A 17,405-nucleotide genomic window follows, 5' to 3' on the forward strand; every position below is an offset into this window, starting at 1 on the left:
CAACCTCAAAACAGTGTTTTGAGCTGACTTCGTCAGTTCTATCCACAACCTCAAAGCAGTGCTTTGAGCTGACTTCGTCAGTTCTATCCACAACCTCAAAACAGTGTTTTGAGCAACCTGCGGCTAGTTTGCTCTTTGATTTTTATTGAGTATTAAAAGGCAGTCTAGCATTCAATTTTAATCAGAAATGTGATATACTTAGTAAGTAAAATTTTCAAAGAAGAGTGAGATGATGAAGGTGCAAGAACCAGTTAAATTATTCCAATACAATACTTTGGGAGCCTTGATGGCGGGCCTTTACGGTGGAACCATGACCGTTGGTGAATTGCTTGAACATGGTGATTTAGGTTTAGGGACGCTGGACTCTATCGATGGCGAGCTTATTGTCTTAGATGGGAAAGCTTATCAAGCCAAGGGATCAGGTGAGAAACCTGAAATTGTGGAAGTTTCACCAGATGCTTTGATTCCCTATGCAGCAGTTGTACCCCACCAGGCAGAAGTTATATTCCGTCAGCGTTTTGAAATGACCGATCAGGAGTTAGAAAAGAGAATTGAGTCTTACTATGATGGTGAAAACCTTTTTCGTTCTATCAAGATTCATGGTGATTTCAAGAACATGCATGTGCGCATGATTCCTAAGTCAACCTCTGAAACGAAGTTTGCAGAAGTAGCGACGCATCAGCCTGAATATAGTTGCGACAATGTCTCAGGAACTATCGTTGGTTTTTGGACACCTGAAATTTTCCATGGAGTTAGTGTTGCTGGTTACCATCTACACTTTATCTCAGATGATCTAACCTTTGGTGGCCACGTTATGGATTTTGTCATCAAGGAAGGTATTGTAGAAGTGGGGGCTGTTGACCAGTTGGATCAACGTTTTCCTGTTCAGGATCGTCAATATCTATTTGCTAAGTTTAACGTTGACGAGATGAAAAAAGATATCGAACAGGCAGAATAATAGGAGTCAAATATGAAAATTCATGTAATAATAACGATGCTGGCCTTGTTTGCCGTCCTCATTGCAGCAGTTTGGTACGCAAGAAAGAAATACAAGATTAATTTTGCAGTTTTGGGACTTGGAGCAGTTGCTTTTTTTGCCTCATCACAGGTTTTAGAAAAAATCGTTCATTTGCTGGTTCTTCGACCTCAGAGAGATGGAACTATTACTCTCATGACAGAGAATCCCCTTCTCTATGTGATTTATGGAATCTGTATGGCTGCCTTATTCGAAGAAACAGCCCGACTAATCTTTTTTAAATGGTTGAACAAAAAAAGAGAGATGGAAAATTCAGATGCCCTCGCCTATGGTCTTGGTCATGGTGGGCTAGAAATGATTTATATCGGAATTGCTGGTTTACTCAATCTCTTTATCCTATTTTCAGCAGTTGAATCACAAAATCCAGCTATCATGCAACTCTTACCTGAGAGTACACTTGCAACCATTCATAATCTAGCAGCTTGGCAGATTTATCTTTTGGGAGTCGAAAGAATTCTTGCCTTGATTCTTCAAGTTGGATTGACCTTCTGGGTTTTCCAAGCTGTTCGCCAAAAAAAATGGATTTATCTAGTAGCAGCTTACGGTCTGCATGCTTTATTTGATCTGGCACCGAGCCTTTCTCAAGTTGGCTGGAATTCAAATCCTCTGGTGGTAGAGGGAATCTTAGCAGTAGAAGTTTTGGCTTTCGTTTTCCTAACAAAATCAATCTTTTACAAGAAGCAGTAATATCAAGGAGGCCTAGCCTCTTTTTTATATTGCCTCTGGTAAAAGGTGACATAATCATCGAAAAAAATGGCTAAAAATGGTATAATGGAATGAATTTCATAAAAGGATTAGAAAAATGACTGTATCAGATAAATTAAAAGAAACCTTAGAAGGAATCGATATTCGATTCGACGAACCATTGAAATCCTATACTTATACAAAGGTTGGAGGAAAGGCAGATTATTTAGTTTTTCCACGCAATCGCTATGAGATGGCTCGTGTAGTCAAGTTTGCCAATCAGGAAAACATTCCTTGGATGGTTCTTGGAAATGCAAGTAACATTATCGTCCGTGAAGGTGGAGTCCGTGGTTTTGTAATCATGTGTGACAAGCTCAATAATGTTTCGGTTGATGGCTATACCATTGAGGCAGAAGCTGGAGCTAACTTGATTGAGACTACTCGTATTGCCCTACGTCATAGTTTGACTGGCTTTGAGTTTGCTTGTGGTATTCCAGGAAGCGTCGGTGGTGCTGTCTTTATGAATGCTGGCGCTTATGGTGGTGAGATTGCTCATGTTCTCCAGTCTTGTCAAATCTTGACTAAGGAGGGTGAAATCGAAACCTTGTCTGCTAAAGACTTGAACTTTGGTTACCGTCATTCAGCTATTCAAGCATCAGGGGCAGTAGTCCTTTCTGCTAAGTTCGCCCTAGCTCCAGGTAATCACCAAGTCATCAAACAGGAGATGGACCGCTTGACTCATCTTCGTGAACTCAAGCAACCTTTAGAGTATCCTTCATGTGGATCAGTTTTTAAACGTCCAGTGGATCATTTTGCAGGGCAATTGATTGCAGAAGCAGGCTTGAAAGGTTATCGTATCGGTGGGGTTGAAGTTTCTGAAAAGCATGCAGGCTTTATGGTCAATATTGCTGATGGAACTGCTAAGGAATATGAGGAATTGATCGAGTCTGTTATTGAGAAAGTTAAAGAGCACTCGGGTGTTACCCTCGAGAGAGAAGTTCGAATCCTAGGAGAGCACGAATAAAATAAAAATAGCCTAGTTGCTACTAACTAGAAATGTAAAGGGGGTGAAAGCCTATCGGTAGCGAAGATATATGCAGGTGGTCTAACTCCCTGCAAGAGGTAGTAGCGGCCTGACAGAGCCCTGATCTGTTAATCTATGAAAAAGAAGGAATTTATGCCAATTGAAAAAACCAATTATCGAATTCAGAAACGTTTCTAAAGTTTTTGAAGATAGCAACACTAAGGTTCTCAAGGATATTAACTTTGAGTTGGAAGAAGGGAAGTTCTATACACTTCTCGGTGCCTCAGGATCTGGTAAATCAACCATCCTCAATATCATTGCAGGTTTGCTGGATGCAACAACTGGTGATATCATGCTAGACGGTGTCCGTATCAATGACATCCCGACCAATAAACGTGATGTTCATACGGTCTTCCAGTCTTATGCCTTGTTCCCACATATGAATGTGTTTGAAAATGTTGCTTTTCCATTGCGATTGCGTAAGGTCGATAAAAAAGAAATCGAAAAACGTGTATTAGAAGTTCTCAAGATGGTTCAGCTAGAAGGATTTGAAAAACGTTCAATCCGTAAGCTATCTGGAGGACAACGTCAGCGTGTGGCCATCGCGCGTGCGATCATTAACCAGCCTCGTGTGGTGCTCTTGGATGAGCCTTTGTCAGCACTTGACTTGAAGTTGCGGACAGACATGCAGTACGAACTACGTGAACTGCAACAACGCTTGGGCATCACCTTTGTCTTTGTTACCCATGATCAGGAAGAAGCCTTGGCCATGAGTGACTGGATTTTTGTCATGAATGACGGTGAGATTGTTCAGTCTGGAACACCAGTTGATATCTACGATGAGCCCATTAACCACTTTGTTGCAACCTTTATCGGGGAGTCAAATATCCTGCCAGGAACCATGATTGAGGACTATTTGGTTGAGTTTAATGGCAAACGATTTGAAGCGGTCGATGGAGGGATGAAGCCAAATGAACCTGTTGAGGTTGTTATTCGTCCAGAGGACTTGCGGATTACCCTTCCTGAAGAAGGCAAGCTCCAAGTTAAGGTCGATACCCAGCTCTTCCGTGGGGTTCACTATGAAATTATCGCCTATGACGAACTTGGAAATGAATGGATGATCCACTCGACTCGTAAGGCCATCGTGGGTGAGGAAATCGGTCTGGACTTTGAGCCAGAAGATATCCATATCATGCGTCTCAATGAAACAGAAGAAGAGTTCGATGCTCGTATCGAAGAGTACGTGGAAATCGAAGAGCAAGAAGCAGGTTTGATTAACGCTATTGAGGAGGAAAGAGATGAAGAAAACAACCTCTAAACTCTTTGTAGTGCCCTACATGCTTTGGATTGCCCTCTTTGTATTGGCACCCCTGGTCTTGATTTTTGGACAATCATTTTTCAACATCGAAGGTCAGTTCAGTTTAGAAAACTATAAATCCTATTTTGCGTCTCAAAACTTGACCTACCTCAAAATGAGCTTCAACTCTGTTCTCTATGCAGGGATTGTGACTTTAGTGACGCTTCTTATCAGTTATCCAACAGCCCTCTTTTTGACTCGTCTCAAACACCGTCAACTCTGGCTCATGCTGATTATCTTGCCAACCTGGATCAATCTTCTCCTTAAGGCTTATGCCTTTATAGGAATTTTTGGTCAAAATGGCTCTATTAACCAATTCCTAGAATTTATCGGAATTGGTTCTCAGCAGTTGCTATTTACAGATTTCTCATTTATCTTTGTTGCAAGCTACATTGAGCTTCCATTTATGATTTTGCCTATCTTTAACGTTTTGGACGATATGGATAATAATCTCATCAATGCCAGCTATGACCTTGGTGCAACCAAGTGGGAAACCTTCCGTCATGTCATCTTTCCATTATCTATGAATGGGGTAAGAAGTGGGGTTCAATCTGTCTTTATCCCAAGTTTGAGTCTCTTCATGTTGACTCGTTTGATTGGTGGGAACCGAGTGATTACTTTGGGGACTGCTATTGAGCAGAATTTCCTGACCAATGACAACTATGGTATGGGTTCAACAATCGGTGTTGTTCTTATCCTGACCATGTTTATCACTATGTGGGTGACTAAGGAAAGGAGAGAACGATGAAAAAAATTGCCAATCTCTACCTAGCCTTTGTCTTTATCGTCCTTTATTTGCCAATCTTTTACTTGATCGGCTATGCCTTTAATGCAGGGGATGATATGAATAGCTTTACAGGCTTTAGCTGGACTCACTTTGAAACCATGTTTGGTGACGGAAGACTCATGCTGATCTTGGTTCAAACCTTTTTACTAGCCTTTCTATCAGCCTTGATAGCGACTGTTATTGGGACTTTCGGTGCCATCTACATTTACCAATCTCGCAAAAAATACCAAGAAGCCTTCCTATCTCTTAATAACATTTTGATGGTTGCGCCAGATGTTATGATTGGTGCCAGTTTCTTGATTCTCTTTACACAGCTCAAGTTTTCACTTGGTTTTCTGACCGTTTTGTCCAGTCATGTGGCCTTCTCAATTCCAATCGTAGTGCTTATGGTTTTGCCTCGATTAAAAGAGATGAATGGAGATATGATTCATGCAGCCTATGACCTTGGTGCCAGCCAATTCCAAATGTTTAAGGAAATTATGCTTCCTTATCTGACACCGTCTATCATCGCAGGTTACTTTATGGCTTTCACCTATTCATTAGATGACTTTGCTGTGACTTTCTTTGTAACGGGGAATGGATTCTCAACTCTCTCAGTTGAGATATACTCTCGAGCTCGTAAGGGAATTTCTCTAGAAATCAATGCCCTTTCAGCCTTGGTCTTTCTCTTTAGTATTATCCTGGTTGTCGGATATTACTTTATTTCACGTGAGAAGGAGGAGCAAGCATGAAACGACTCTATTCATTTTTAGCAGGAATTCTAGCGATTATCCTTGTTTTGTGGGGAATTTCTTATCATCTTGACAGTAAAATCAATAGCCGTGATAGTCAAAAATTGGTTATCTACAACTGGGGAGACTATATCGCCCCTGAACTTCTGGAAAAATTTACAGAAGAAACAGGAATCCAAGTCCAGTATGAGACCTTTGACTCCAACGAAGCCATGTATACCAAGATTAAGCAGGGGGGTACAACCTATGATATTGCCATCCCAAGTGAGTACATGATTAACAAGATGAAGGACGAAGACCTTTTAGTTCCACTGGATTATAGTAAAATTGAGGGAATTGAGAATATTGGTCCAGAATTTCTCAACCAGTCCTTTGACCCAAACAATCAGTACTCTATCCCATACTTCTGGGGGACCTTGGGAATCGTCTACAATGAGACTATGGTGGAAGAAGCGCCTGAACATTGGGATGACCTTTGGAAGCCAGAGTATAAAAACTCTATTATGCTTTTTGATGGGGCGCGTGAAGTACTTGGTTTAGGTCTTAACTCACTAGGCTATAGCCTCAACTCTAAAGATCCACAGCAGTTGGAGGAAACGGTCGATAAGCTCTACAAGCTAACTCCAAATATCAAGGCTATTGTGGCGGATGAGATGAAGGGGTACATGATTCAGAATAACGCTGCCATCGGTGTGACCTTCTCTGGTGAAGCCAGTCAGATGCTAGAGAAAAATGAAAATCTCCGCTATGTTGTTCCGACAGAGGCCAGCAACCTTTGGTTTGACAATATGGTGATACCTAAGACAGTTAAGAACCAGGACGCAGCCTATGCCTTTATCAACTTTATGTTGAAGCCCGAAAATGCTCTAAAAAATGCAGAATATGTCGGCTATTCAACACCAAACAATGCTGCTAAGGAAATGCTCCCTGAGGAGACAAAAGAGGATAAGTCCTTCTATCCTGATGCAGACACTATGAAACACTTGGAAGTCTATGAGAAGTTTGACCATAAATGGACAGGAAAATATAGTGACCTCTTCCTACAATTTAAAATGTATCGGAAGTAGGAATAGATAAAAAGAACGAATCAGTAACAGCTGGTTCGTTTTTTGAATAGTTGTATAGCTGTATATTTTTATAGTGAATTAAAATAAGATGCGAACAGAGAGATTAGGAAAGTCAAACTAATTTCTAGAAATATTTTTAGCAGTTGTAGTGTACTGCTCTAGATTCAATACACTATACTATCCTATTTGCTTATTTTATAGCCTAGTAGTATACTAAGTTTATAATAATAGAAAGCGGTAACAAATCATGAAAATGTCTACTTTTTTCAAAAAAAGTTACTGGCCAATCTTTTTGATTGTTAACGAAACAATTATACTATTCCATTTAAAGGATGGCTTGGATCGACAATACCTAACAACTGATTCCATACATTTGGTGATAGGTTACTTTATATTTGCAAATATTTTCATAGCTATCTTTAACAATTCAAAACTTTGGAATAAAAGTTGGGATAAAAAGAAAAATGGCAGTAAGAAAAAATATATCCTGAAAAAGTAATCAGAGATATAGGGAGTTGGTTATTTAAATGAGGATTATTTCCAGTTGACTCAAACTCAAAAAAACGATATAATAAGAAAGTTGAGAATTGATTTTCTCTCCATCTTAGTTCAGAGAATTGGCGGTGCTGCGAGCCATCTAAGATAGAAAGTCATGCTACTCAATCTAACAATTGCATAAGAATCAAAGAATGACAAGTTCATTGAATGAAGGTGGTACCGCGGTTTTTCGCCCTTCGTGATATGGATTTGTCTTTTATTTTTGGAGGTGTTTATGAGAACATTTCTTGTCAAACAAAAATTTCGCCTAGGTGGTGAACGCTTTGATATCAAGGATGAGTTGGGCAATGTCGCCTATCAGGTTGAAGGTTCATTTTTTAAGATTCCTAAGACTTTTACCATCTATGATGCTTCTGGAGAGCAGATTAGTGAGATTAGTAAAGAAATGTTGACCTTCATGCCACGCTTTGAGATTCAACTCAGTAATGGAGATAGTTTTTATATTCGTAAGAAGTTGACTTTCTTTAGAGATAAGTATGAGTTTGACAACCTTGGTCTTCGTATCGAAGGAAATATTTGGGATTTGAATTTTAAACTCCTAGATGTTCGTGATCAAGTGATTGCGGAGATTGCCAAGGAGCTTTTCCATTTAACCTCTACCTATTCCGTAACAGTCTACGACGAATCTTATGCAGACCTAGTTATTTCCCTCTGTGTCGCTATCGACTATGTAGAAATGCTAGAAAGAGACTCAAATTAGTAAAAAGGAGATACATATGAAACAATTATCTAGTGCACAAGTCCGCCAAATGTGGCTTGATTTCTGGGCAACCAAAGGTCACTCAGTAGAACCATCAGTAAGTTTGGTTCCAGTAAACGATCCAACCCTATTGTGGATTAATTCAGGGGTTGCAACCCTTAAGAAATACTTTGATGGAACTATCATTCCTGAAAACCCACGGATTACCAATGCTCAAAAGGCAATCCGTACCAACGATATCGAAAATGTAGGGAAGACGGCTCGTCACCACACCATGTTTGAAATGTTAGGGAACTTCTCCATTGGAGATTACTTCCGTGACGAAGCCATTACCTGGGCTTATGAACTTTTGACAAGTCCTGAGTGGTTTGACTTCCCTAAAGACAAACTCTACATGACCTACTATCCAGATGATACAGATTCTTACAACCGCTGGATTGAAGTGGGAGTAGATCCAAGTCATTTGATCCCAATCGAAGACAACTTCTGGGAAATTGGTGCGGGACCTTCTGGACCTGATACAGAAATCTTCTTCGACCGTGGAGAAGCCTTTGACCCAGAAAATATCGGTCTTCGCTTGCTTGCAGAAGATATCGAAAATGACCGTTATATCGAAATCTGGAACATCGTTTTATCACAATTTAACGCAGACCCTGCGGTTCCTCGTAGCGAGTACAAGGAATTGCCACACAAAAACATTGATACGGGCGCTGGTTTAGAGCGTTTGGTAGCCGTTATCCAAGGGGCTAAGACTAACTTTGAAACAGACCTCTTCATGCCAATCATCCGTGAAGTGGAGAAATTGTCTGGTAAGGTCTACGACCAAGATGGCGACAACATGAGCTTTAAGGTCATCGCTGACCACATCCGTTCACTTTCATTTGCGATTGGGGATGGTGCCCTTCCTGGAAATGAAGGTCGTGGTTATGTCCTTCGTCGTCTTCTCCGCCGTGCCTCTATGCATGGTCAAAAATTGGGCATCAATGAGCCTTTCCTTTACAAACTCGTTCCAACTGTTGGAAAGATCATGGAAAGCTACTACCCAGAAGTGCTCGAAAAACGTGACTTTATCGAAAAAATTGTCAAGAGCGAGGAAGAGTCATTTGCCCGCACTCTTCACTCAGGTCAACACTTTGCAGAAACTATCGTAGCAGACTTGAAAGAAAAAGGTCAAACGGTTATCGCTGGTCAGGATGTCTTCAAACTCTACGATACATACGGATTCCCAGTAGAGTTGACAGAAGAAATCGCTGAAGAAGCAGGAATGACCGTAGACCGTGACGGTTTTGAAGCGGCCATGAAAGAGCAACAAGAACGTGCGCGTGCGTCAGCTGTCAAAGGTGGCTCAATGGGTATGCAAAATGAAACCCTTCAAAATATTACAGTTGAGAGTGTCTTCAACTACAATGCTAGCCAATTGTCTTCTAAATTGGTGGCTATCGTAGCTGATAATGCAGAAGTAGAATCTGTAGCTGAAGGAACTGCATCACTGATCTTTGCAGAAACACCTTTCTACGCTGAAATGGGTGGACAGGTTGCAGACCACGGTCAAATCTTGGATGCTCAAGGAAACGTCGTAGCGATAGTAACAGATGTACAGAAAGCACCAAACGGACAACCACTTCATACTGTTGAAGTTCTTGCGCCACTTGCTTTGAACCAAGAATACACCTTGGCCATTGACACTAATCGTCGTCACCGTGTCATGAAGAACCACACAGCCACTCACTTGCTCCATGCGGCTCTTCACAATATCCTTGGTCACCATGCAACTCAAGCAGGTTCACTTAATGAAGTAGAATTCCTTCGCTTTGACTTCACTCACTTCCAAGCTGTCACTCCTGAAGAATTGCGTGCTATTGAGCAACAAGTCAATGAGAAGATTTGGGAAGCTATTGCAGTCAAGACTGTTGAGACAGACATTGACACAGCCAAAGAAATGGGAGCTATGGCCCTCTTTGGTGAGAAATACGGTAAGGAAGTCCGTGTTGTAACGATTGGTGACTACTCAGTTGAACTTTGTGGTGGTACTCACGTAGGTAACACTTCTGAAATCGGTCTATTCAAGATTGTCAAGGAAGAAGGAATCGGATCAGGAACTCGTCGTATCTTGGCAGTGACTGGTAAGGAAGCCTTTGAAGCTTATCGTGAACAAGAAGATGCACTGAAAGCAGTCGCAGCAACCTTGAAAGCCCCTCAACTCAAAGAAGTCCCTCACAAGGTGGAAGGCCTTCAAGAACAACTCCGTCAATTGCAAAAAGAAAATGCAGAATTGAAGGAAAAAGCGGCAGCAGCGGCAGCCGGCGATGTCTTCAAGAATGTTCAAGAAGCAAACGGACACCGTTACATTGCTAGCCAAGTTTCTGTTTCAGATGCAGGTGCTCTTCGTACCTTTGCAGATAACTGGAAGCAAAAAGACTACTCAGACGTCCTTGTTCTTGTCGCAGCCATCGGTGACAAGGTTAACCTTCTTGTAGCCAGCAAGACAAAAGACATCCACGCAGGTAACTTGGTTAAAGAATTAGCTCCAATCGTTGATGGACGTGGTGGTGGTAAACCAGACATGGCCATGGCAGGAGGAAGCAACCAAGCAAAAATCCAAGAATTGTTGGATGCGGTAGCAGGTAAATTATAAGAAAATAAAGATCTATCTATTCGGATAGGTCTTTTTTATTGTATAAGAAAAAACTCCTCACAGGAGTGAGGAGTTAAGTAGTTACTTGAAATTAAACAATCCCTTGTGCAATCATAGCGTTTGCTACGTTTTCAAAGGCTGCAATGTTTGCACCTGCAAGGTAGTCAGTACCAAGACCGTATGTTTCTGCAGTTGTTTCAGCTGTGTTGAAGATGTTAGTCATAATATCTTTTAAGCGACCGTCAACTTCTTCACGTGTCCATGAAAGACGAAGGCTGTTTTGGCTCATTTCAAGAGCAGATACAGCTACACCACCAGCATTGGCAGCTTTAGCAGGTCCGTAAAGGATTCCGTTTTCCTTGTAGACTTTGATAGCTTCAAGGTCGCTAGGCATGTTAGCACCTTCAGATACACAGATAACTCCTTGAGCAACCAAGCGTTTCGCAGCTTCTCCGTTGATTTCGTTTTGAGTCGCACATGGAAGAGCGATGTCATAGTTACCAGTGTAAGTCCATACAGAACCTTCATAGTAAGTAGCAGTAGGTTTTTCTGCAGCGTATTCAGTTAAACGAGCACGACGGTTGTTTTTAACATCTGCCAAAAGGTCGAAGTCGATACCATTTTCATCAATGACATAACCATTCGAGTCAGATACAGAGATAACTGTAGCACCAAGTTCAGTTGCTTTTTGAAGGGCAAACTGAGCAACGTTACCAGAACCTGAAATAACCACTTTCTTACCTGCAAAACTGTTTCCGTTTGCTTTGAGCATTTCTTCAGTGTAGTAAACCAAACCGTAACCAGTCGCTTCTGGACGGATCAAGCTACCACCAAATCCAAGAGGTTTACCAGTCAAGACACCAGCATCAAATTGGTTGAGGCGTTTGTATTGTCCGTAAAGGTAACCAATTTCACGTCCACCGACACCGATATCACCAGCAGGTACGTCAAGAGATGGTCCGATGTATTTTTGCAATTCAGTCATGAAGCTTTGGCAGAAGCGCATCACTTCAGCATCAGTTTTGCCTTTAGGATCGAAGTCTGATCCACCTTTACCACCACCGATTGGAAGTCCAGTCAAAACGTTTTTAAAGATTTGTTCGAATCCGAGGAATTTCAAGATCCCTTGGTTTACAGTTGGGTGGAAACGAAGTCCGCCTTTATATGGTCCAACAGCTGAGTTGAATTGAACACGGTAACCACGGTTAACTTGAACTTTTCCATGACGGTCAACCCAAGGAACACGGAAAGAAATCACGCGCTCAGGTTCTGTGATACGTGCCAAGATATTTTCTTCAATATACTCAGGGTGTTTTTCAAAGACAGGCTCCAAAGTGCTGAAGAATTCTTCAACCGCCTGGAGAAATTCAGCCTCATGCCCGTTACGAGCTTTTACAGTTTCAAACACGCTTTGGATATATTCTTTAGCAGATGTCATATCGTTCTCCTTTTTGTTGTCATATTTTATTACATGAGACATTATAGCAGAAAATTTTTTCAGTGTAAAGAAAAAAACATAAATTTTCTAAAAATTCTTTCAATTTAAAATGACTGATTCAAAACATGCTAAAAAACGAACCTTTTCTATGGAAATGGTTTTATTGAAAAGCAAAAGTCAAAGTATGGTATAATAATAGACATAAAAAGGAATCTGGAGGAACAGAATCATGGTATCAACTAAAACACAGATTGCTGGTTTTGAGTTTGACAATTGCTTGATGAATGCGGCAGGAGTTGCTTGTATGACAGTTGAGGAGTTGGAAGGTGTCAAAAACTCAGCAGCAGGAACCTTTGTCACTAAAACAGCAACCTTGGAATTTCGTCAGGGAAATCCAGAACCACGTTATCAAGATGTTCCACTCGGTTCTATCAACTCTATGGGGCTACCAAATAATGGTTTAGATTATTACTTAAACTATCTTTTAGAGTTACAAGAAAAGGAACCGAACCGTACCTTCTTTTTATCATTAGTTGGAATGTCTCCAGAGGAAACTCATACCATTTTGAAAAAGGTTCAAGAGAGTGATTTTCGTGGTCTAACTGAACTCAATCTCTCATGTCCAAATGTTCCTGGTAAACCTCAGATTGCCTATGACTTTGAAACTACAGATCGTATCTTGTCAGAAGTCTTTGAGTATTTTACAAAACCATTAGGAATTAAGCTTCCACCTTATTTTGATATTGTTCATTTTGACCAGGCTGCAGCGATCTTTAACAAATATCCGCTCAAGTTTGTCAATTGTGTCAACTCTATTGGAAATGGACTTTATATAGAAGATGAGTGTGTCGTGATTCGTCCTAAGAATGGCTTTGGTGGAATTGGTGGTGAATACATTAAACCAACTGCCCTCGCCAATGTCCATGCTTTTTATCAACGCTTAAATCCAGAAATTCAAATCATTGGAACTGGTGGAGTATTAACAGGGCGTGATGCTTTTGAACATATCCTATGTGGTGCTAGCATGGTGCAGGTAGGAACTACTCTTCATAAAGAAGGAGTAGGTGCTTTTGAGCGTATTACAAGGGAACTCAAAGAAATTATGTCGGAAAAAGGATACCAAAGCCTAGAGGATTTCCGCGGAAAATTGAATTATATGGATTAAAAAGAAACTAAATTAAAAAGAAAGGAGAACAAATGCTAGCCATAGAAGAAAGTCGAAAGCTATCCTTAGCGAACCTTCCTAGTTTGACCCTGTTTACAGGGGCTGATCAAGGACAGTACGACATCATGAAAGCACAAGTTCTAAAGCAAATCGGATACGATCCTGCAGATTTGAATTTTGCTTATTTTGATATGAAAGAAGTAGACTACAAAAGCTTGGAGCTAGAGTTGGTCAGTCTTCCTTTCTTTGCGGATGAAAAAATTGTGATCCTAGATCACTTTGTGGATATTACAACTGCTAAAAAACGCTATCTAACTGATGATGAGCTCAAGGCCTTTGAAGACTATCTGGAAAATCCTGTACCCTCAAGTAAATTAGTAATCTTTGCTGAAGGCAAGTTAGATAGCAAGAGACGTTTGGTCAAATTACTCAAGAGAGATGCAACTGTGTTTGAGGCTCTTGAACCTAAAGAGCAAGAGTTGCGAGCCTATTTTCAAAAGTGGGCTCAGGAACAAGGACTTACTTTTGGTGGAAATTCCTTTGAACAGTTGCTTATCAAATCTAGTTTTCAATTCAGTGAAATTCAGAAAAACCTGCTCTTCTTACTGTCTTATAAGGATAGTGGTTTGATAACAGAAGAAGATATTGTTGAAGCAATTCCAAAGACTTTGCAGGATAATATTTTTGATTTGACCCAATTAATATTAACTAAGAAAATTGATCAAGCACGAGATTTAGTTAAAGATTTGACCCTACAGGGTGAAGATGAGATTAAACTGATTGCCATTATGCTGGGGCAGTTTAGACTCTATACCCAAGTAAAAATATTGCAAGAGTCTGGTCAGACAGAATCACAGATGGTCAGCAGTTTGGGTCACTATCTTGGTCGCAATCCGAATCCCTATCAAATCAAATTTGCCCTTCGTGACACGCGAGGATTGTCCCTGAATTTCCTACAAGATTCTATTCGTTATCTCATTCAGGCAGATTATCAAATTAAGACTGGTGTTTACGAAAAAGGGTACTTGTTTGAGAAGGCTTTATTGCAGATTGCGAGCCAGTCAAATTGAGCAAATAACTTGAAAAAAAAGGTTGTTTGTGTTATCATTTTTATATAGAAAGAAAAGAGGTATTACAGATGGCTATTATCTTACCAGATCTTCCATACGCTTACGATGCATTGGAACCATACATCGATGCTGAAACAATGCACTTGCACCATGACAAACACCACCAAACTTACGTTAACAATGCAAATGCAGCTCTTGAAAAACACCCTGAAATCGGTGAAGACCTTGAAGCTTTGCTTGCTGATGTAGAATCTATCCCAGCTGATATCCGTCAAGCGCTTATCAACAACGGTGGTGGACATTTGAACCACGCTCTTTTCTGGGAATTGATGACTCCTGAAAAAACAGCTCCTTCAGCAGAACTTGCAGCAGCAATCGATGAAACTTTCGGTTCATTCGAAGAATTCCAAGCAGCCTTCACTGCAGCAGCAACAACTCGTTTTGGTTCTGGATGGGCATGGTTGGTTGTTAACAAAGAAGGTAAACTTGAAGTAACTTCAACTGCTAACCAAGACACACCAATCTCAGAAGGTAAGAAACCAATCTTGGGCTTGGACGTTTGGGAACATGCATACTATGTGAAATACCGTAACGTTCGTCCTGACTACATCAAAGCTTTCTTCTCAGTTATCAACTGGAATAAAGTAGACGAACTCTACGCAGCAGCTAAATAATCGCATTTGATAACACCCCTTTTTAGTTGGATTTTGGGTCTAGCTTTAAAGGTGTTTTTTGTTTACTTTGCTAAGAAGTCTAGGACACATAATTTTCCTTTGTTGGATAGGCTTGATTTATGGTATAATGATAAGATAGAAATCGAAGGAGAAGTCATGAATATTCAACAATTACGCTACGTTGTTGCTATTGCAAATAGTGGTACTTTTCGTGAAGCGGCTGAGAAAATGTACGTTAGCCAACCCAGTCTATCTATTTCTGTAAGAGACTTAGAAAAAGAGCTTGGCTTCAAGATTTTCCGTAGAACAAGTTCAGGCACTTTCCTAACCCGTCGAGGTATGGAATTCTATGAAAAAGCCCAAGAGCTGGTCAAAGGTTTTGATATTTTTCAAAATCAGTATGCCAACCCTGAAGAAGAAAAGGACGAATTCTCAATAGCTAGTCAGCACTATGACTTTTTACCACCGACGATCACAGCATTCTCAAAGCATTATCCAGATTATAAAAACTTTCGTATTTTTGAATCAACGACTGTTCAGATTTTGGATGAAGTAGCTCAAGGCCATAGTGAAATTGGGATTATCTATCTCAACAATCAAAACCAAAAAGGCGTTATGCAACGAATTGAAAAATTAGGTCTTGAAGTGATTGAGCTAATTCCTTTTCAAACCCACATCTATTTGCGAGAAGGTCATCCCCTAGCCAAGAAAAAAGAACTAGTCATGGATGATTTAGTAGATTTACCAACAGTTCGTTTTACCCAAGAAAAAGATGAATATCTCTACTACTCTGAAAATTTTGTGGATACAAGTGCCAGCTCTCAGATGTTTAACGTAACAGACCGCGCTACTTTAAATGGGATTCTTGAAAGAACAGATGCTTATGCGACTGGATCTGGATTCTTAGATAGCGATAGTGTGAACGGGATCACCGTTATTCCGCTAAATGATAATCTCAATAATCGCATGGTGTATGTCAAGCGTGAGGAAGTAGACTTGAGCCAAGCGGGAACCTTATTTGTAGAAGTTATGCAAGAGTATTTTGATCAGAAGAGGAAAGCATGAAAAAAAGAGGAATAGTAGCAGGGATTATAGCAGCCTTGATTGTATTAGATCAATTGGTAAAGGCGTACGTCGTTCAAAATATTGCTCTTGGTGAAGTCAAATCATGGATCCCAAATCTGGTCAGTTTGACCTATCTGCAAAATAGAGGGGCAGCCTTTTCAATGCTCCAAGATCAGCAGTGGTTTTTTGCAGTAATAACTCTTGTAGTTATGGCAGGGGCTATCTGGTATCTACATAAGCATATAGAGGATTCCTTCTGGACAGTTCTTGGATTGGTTTTGATTATTGCAGGTGGTCTAGGGAACTTTATCGATCGCATCAGTCAAGGATTCGTGGTGGATATGTTTCACTTAGACTTTGTTAATTTTGCTATATTCAATGTGGCAGATAGCTATCTGACAGTAGGAGTGCTTGTTTTATTGCTTGCAATGCTAAAAGAGGAAATGAATGGAAATTAAAATTGAAACAGGTGGACTACGCTTAGACAAGGCTTTATCAGATTTGACAGAATTGTCCCGTAGTCTCGCCAATGAACAAATCAAATCAGGCCAAGTCTTGGTCAATGGTCAGGTCAAAAAAGCCAAGTATACGGTCCAAGAGGGCGATGTCGTTACTTATCAGTTGCCAGAACCAGAGGTTTTGGAGTATGTAGCTGAAGATATTCCTCTAGAAATCATTTATCAAGATGAGGATGTAGCAGTAGTCAATAAACCTCAAGGTATGGTCGTTCATCCAAGTGCTGGTCATACCAGTGGTACCTTGGTGAATGCCCTTATGTACCATATCAAGGATCTATCAGGCATTAATGGTGTATTGAGACCAGGGATTGTCCATCGTATCGATAAAGATACATCTGGACTCTTGATGATTGCTAAAAACGATGATGCCCATTTAGCACTAGCTCAAGAATTGAAGGACAAAAAGTCTCTTCGTAAATATTGGGCCATCGTTCATGGGAATCTTCCCAACGACCGTGGAGTTATTGAGGCACCGATCGGTCGTAGCGAAAAAGACCGTAAGAAGCAAGCTGTGACTGCAAAAGGGAAACCAGCAGTGACACGTTTTCAAGTCTTAGAACGTTTTGGTGATTATACATTGCTGGAATTGCAACTGGAAACTGGAAGAACTCACCAAATCCGTGTACACATGGCTTACATCGGTCATCCTGTCGCTGGGGATGAGGTTTATGGTCCTCGTAAAACTCTGAAGGGGCATGGACAATTTCTCCATGCCAAGACACTTGGATTTACCCATCCAAGAACAGGGAAAACCATGGAATTTACTTCCGAAATCCCAGATATCTTTAAAGAGACTCTGGAAAAACTTCGAAATAACTAAAAAAAGGACTCAAGCGAGTCCTGTACTGACCCCAAAAAGTTGGACAAATAATTATTGAAAGGATTTAGTTCTGTAC

17 protein-coding genes are annotated in these 17,405 nt (G+C 40.6%); 16 read left to right on the forward strand and 1 reads right to left on the reverse strand.

Annotated features, from left to right (window positions below; all coding sequences use genetic code 11):
* The first annotated feature begins 229 nt into the window (after positions 1 to 229).
* From budA to alaS, 10 genes are all read left to right on the forward strand, one after another.
* Positions 230 to 958 carry an acetolactate decarboxylase gene (budA, locus tag RQ973_RS08190; RefSeq protein WP_311523589.1) on the forward strand — a complete coding sequence of 243 codons (729 nt, stop codon included), beginning with the start codon at positions 230 to 232 and terminating at the stop codon, positions 956 to 958.
* Positions 959 to 970: 12 nt separating this feature from the next.
* Complete coding sequence (locus RQ973_RS08195; protein WP_311523591.1) at positions 971 to 1,723, forward strand: YhfC family glutamic-type intramembrane protease; 753 nt, start codon at positions 971 to 973, stop codon at positions 1,721 to 1,723.
* A 115-nt stretch (positions 1,724 to 1,838) separates the two neighbouring features.
* A complete protein-coding gene (murB, locus tag RQ973_RS08200) occupies positions 1,839 to 2,744 on the forward strand; it encodes a UDP-N-acetylmuramate dehydrogenase (RefSeq protein ID WP_075230683.1) in 906 nt (301 codons plus the stop codon).
* A 160-nt stretch (positions 2,745 to 2,904) separates the two neighbouring features.
* Positions 2,905 to 4,062: an ABC transporter ATP-binding protein gene (locus RQ973_RS08205; protein WP_075230684.1), complete on the forward strand. Its 1,158-nt coding sequence runs from the start codon at positions 2,905 to 2,907 to the stop codon at positions 4,060 to 4,062.
* Complete coding sequence (locus RQ973_RS08210) at positions 4,043 to 4,849, forward strand: ABC transporter permease (RefSeq protein WP_000754116.1); 807 nt, start codon at positions 4,043 to 4,045, stop codon at positions 4,847 to 4,849. Before RQ973_RS08205 ends, RQ973_RS08210 begins: the two co-directional genes overlap by 20 nt.
* Positions 4,846 to 5,619, forward strand: a complete 774-nt coding sequence (locus RQ973_RS08215; RefSeq protein WP_311523594.1) for an ABC transporter permease — start codon at positions 4,846 to 4,848, stop codon at positions 5,617 to 5,619. The genes RQ973_RS08210 and RQ973_RS08215 overlap by 4 nt, the downstream gene beginning before the upstream one ends.
* Positions 5,616 to 6,686: an ABC transporter substrate-binding protein gene (locus RQ973_RS08220; protein WP_311523596.1), complete on the forward strand. Its 1,071-nt coding sequence runs from the start codon at positions 5,616 to 5,618 to the stop codon at positions 6,684 to 6,686. Before RQ973_RS08215 ends, RQ973_RS08220 begins: the two co-directional genes overlap by 4 nt.
* A gap of 247 nt (positions 6,687 to 6,933) precedes the next feature.
* Entirely contained in the window at positions 6,934 to 7,185 is a 252-nt protein-coding gene (locus RQ973_RS08225) for a hypothetical protein (protein WP_248034091.1), read from the forward strand.
* 273 nt (positions 7,186 to 7,458) lie between these two features.
* A complete protein-coding gene (locus tag RQ973_RS08230; protein WP_006152207.1) occupies positions 7,459 to 7,944 on the forward strand; it encodes an LURP-one-related/scramblase family protein in 486 nt (161 codons plus the stop codon).
* 16 nt (positions 7,945 to 7,960) lie between these two features.
* Positions 7,961 to 10,579: an alanine--tRNA ligase gene (alaS, locus tag RQ973_RS08235; protein ID WP_311523597.1), complete on the forward strand. Its 2,619-nt coding sequence runs from the start codon at positions 7,961 to 7,963 to the stop codon at positions 10,577 to 10,579.
* 91 nt (positions 10,580 to 10,670) lie between these two features.
* Here the strand turns inward: alaS and gdhA are convergent, their stop codons facing one another.
* Positions 10,671 to 12,017 (reverse strand): NADP-specific glutamate dehydrogenase, encoded by a 1,347-nt coding sequence (gene gdhA / locus RQ973_RS08240; RefSeq protein ID WP_075231692.1) that lies wholly within the window; start codon positions 12,015 to 12,017, stop codon positions 10,671 to 10,673.
* A 229-nt stretch (positions 12,018 to 12,246) separates the two neighbouring features.
* Here gdhA and RQ973_RS08245 point away from each other — a divergent pair, with 229 nt between their 5' ends.
* The 6 genes from RQ973_RS08245 to RQ973_RS08270 all read left to right on the forward strand — a co-directional run bounded on the left by RQ973_RS08245 (position 12,247) and on the right by RQ973_RS08270 (position 17,329).
* Complete coding sequence (locus RQ973_RS08245) at positions 12,247 to 13,182, forward strand: dihydroorotate oxidase (RefSeq protein ID WP_311523598.1); 936 nt, start codon at positions 12,247 to 12,249, stop codon at positions 13,180 to 13,182.
* Between the two features lie 32 nt (positions 13,183 to 13,214).
* A complete protein-coding gene (gene holA, locus RQ973_RS08250) occupies positions 13,215 to 14,252 on the forward strand; it encodes a DNA polymerase III subunit delta (RefSeq protein WP_311523599.1) in 1,038 nt (345 codons plus the stop codon).
* Positions 14,253 to 14,320: 68 nt separating this feature from the next.
* Entirely contained in the window at positions 14,321 to 14,926 is a 606-nt protein-coding gene (gene sodA, locus RQ973_RS08255) for a superoxide dismutase SodA (RefSeq protein WP_006150800.1), read from the forward strand.
* A 156-nt stretch (positions 14,927 to 15,082) separates the two neighbouring features.
* On the forward strand, positions 15,083 to 15,991 hold the full coding sequence (locus RQ973_RS08260; protein ID WP_153224749.1) for a LysR family transcriptional regulator: 909 nt from the start codon (positions 15,083 to 15,085) through the stop codon (positions 15,989 to 15,991).
* Positions 15,988 to 16,449, forward strand: coding sequence for a signal peptidase II (gene lspA / locus RQ973_RS08265; protein ID WP_153224748.1), 462 nt, complete (start codon positions 15,988 to 15,990; stop codon positions 16,447 to 16,449). Before RQ973_RS08260 ends, lspA begins: the two co-directional genes overlap by 4 nt.
* Positions 16,439 to 17,329: an RluA family pseudouridine synthase gene (locus tag RQ973_RS08270; protein WP_311523603.1), complete on the forward strand. Its 891-nt coding sequence runs from the start codon at positions 16,439 to 16,441 to the stop codon at positions 17,327 to 17,329. The genes lspA and RQ973_RS08270 overlap by 11 nt, the downstream gene beginning before the upstream one ends.
* The last annotated feature ends 76 nt before the right edge of the window (positions 17,330 to 17,405 follow it).

Source organism: uncultured Streptococcus sp. (assembly GCF_963511325.1).
In the GTDB taxonomy this organism is placed as follows: Bacteria; Bacillota; Bacilli; order Lactobacillales; family Streptococcaceae; genus Streptococcus.

Coding starts and splice junctions, on each gene's coding strand:
- budA (WP_311523589.1), top strand. CDS start 230: ATGATGAAGGTGCAAGAACCAGTTAAATTATTCCAATACAATACTTTG.
- RQ973_RS08260 (WP_153224749.1), top strand. CDS start 15,083: ATGAATATTCAACAATTACGCTACGTTGTTGCTATTGCAAATAGTGGT.
- RQ973_RS08215 (WP_311523594.1), top strand. CDS start 4,846: ATGAAAAAAATTGCCAATCTCTACCTAGCCTTTGTCTTTATCGTCCTT.
- RQ973_RS08245 (WP_311523598.1), top strand. CDS start 12,247: ATGGTATCAACTAAAACACAGATTGCTGGTTTTGAGTTTGACAATTGC.
- RQ973_RS08210 (WP_000754116.1), top strand. CDS start 4,043: ATGAAGAAAACAACCTCTAAACTCTTTGTAGTGCCCTACATGCTTTGG.
- gdhA (WP_075231692.1), bottom strand. CDS start 12,017: ATGACATCTGCTAAAGAATATATCCAAAGCGTGTTTGAAACTGTAAAA.
- alaS (WP_311523597.1), top strand. CDS start 7,961: ATGAAACAATTATCTAGTGCACAAGTCCGCCAAATGTGGCTTGATTTC.
- RQ973_RS08270 (WP_311523603.1), top strand. CDS start 16,439: ATGGAAATTAAAATTGAAACAGGTGGACTACGCTTAGACAAGGCTTTA.
- holA (WP_311523599.1), top strand. CDS start 13,215: ATGCTAGCCATAGAAGAAAGTCGAAAGCTATCCTTAGCGAACCTTCCT.
- murB (WP_075230683.1), top strand. CDS start 1,839: ATGACTGTATCAGATAAATTAAAAGAAACCTTAGAAGGAATCGATATT.
- RQ973_RS08230 (WP_006152207.1), top strand. CDS start 7,459: ATGAGAACATTTCTTGTCAAACAAAAATTTCGCCTAGGTGGTGAACGC.
- sodA (WP_006150800.1), top strand. CDS start 14,321: ATGGCTATTATCTTACCAGATCTTCCATACGCTTACGATGCATTGGAA.
- RQ973_RS08220 (WP_311523596.1), top strand. CDS start 5,616: ATGAAACGACTCTATTCATTTTTAGCAGGAATTCTAGCGATTATCCTT.
- lspA (WP_153224748.1), top strand. CDS start 15,988: ATGAAAAAAAGAGGAATAGTAGCAGGGATTATAGCAGCCTTGATTGTA.
- RQ973_RS08195 (WP_311523591.1), top strand. CDS start 971: ATGAAAATTCATGTAATAATAACGATGCTGGCCTTGTTTGCCGTCCTC.
- RQ973_RS08225 (WP_248034091.1), top strand. CDS start 6,934: ATGAAAATGTCTACTTTTTTCAAAAAAAGTTACTGGCCAATCTTTTTG.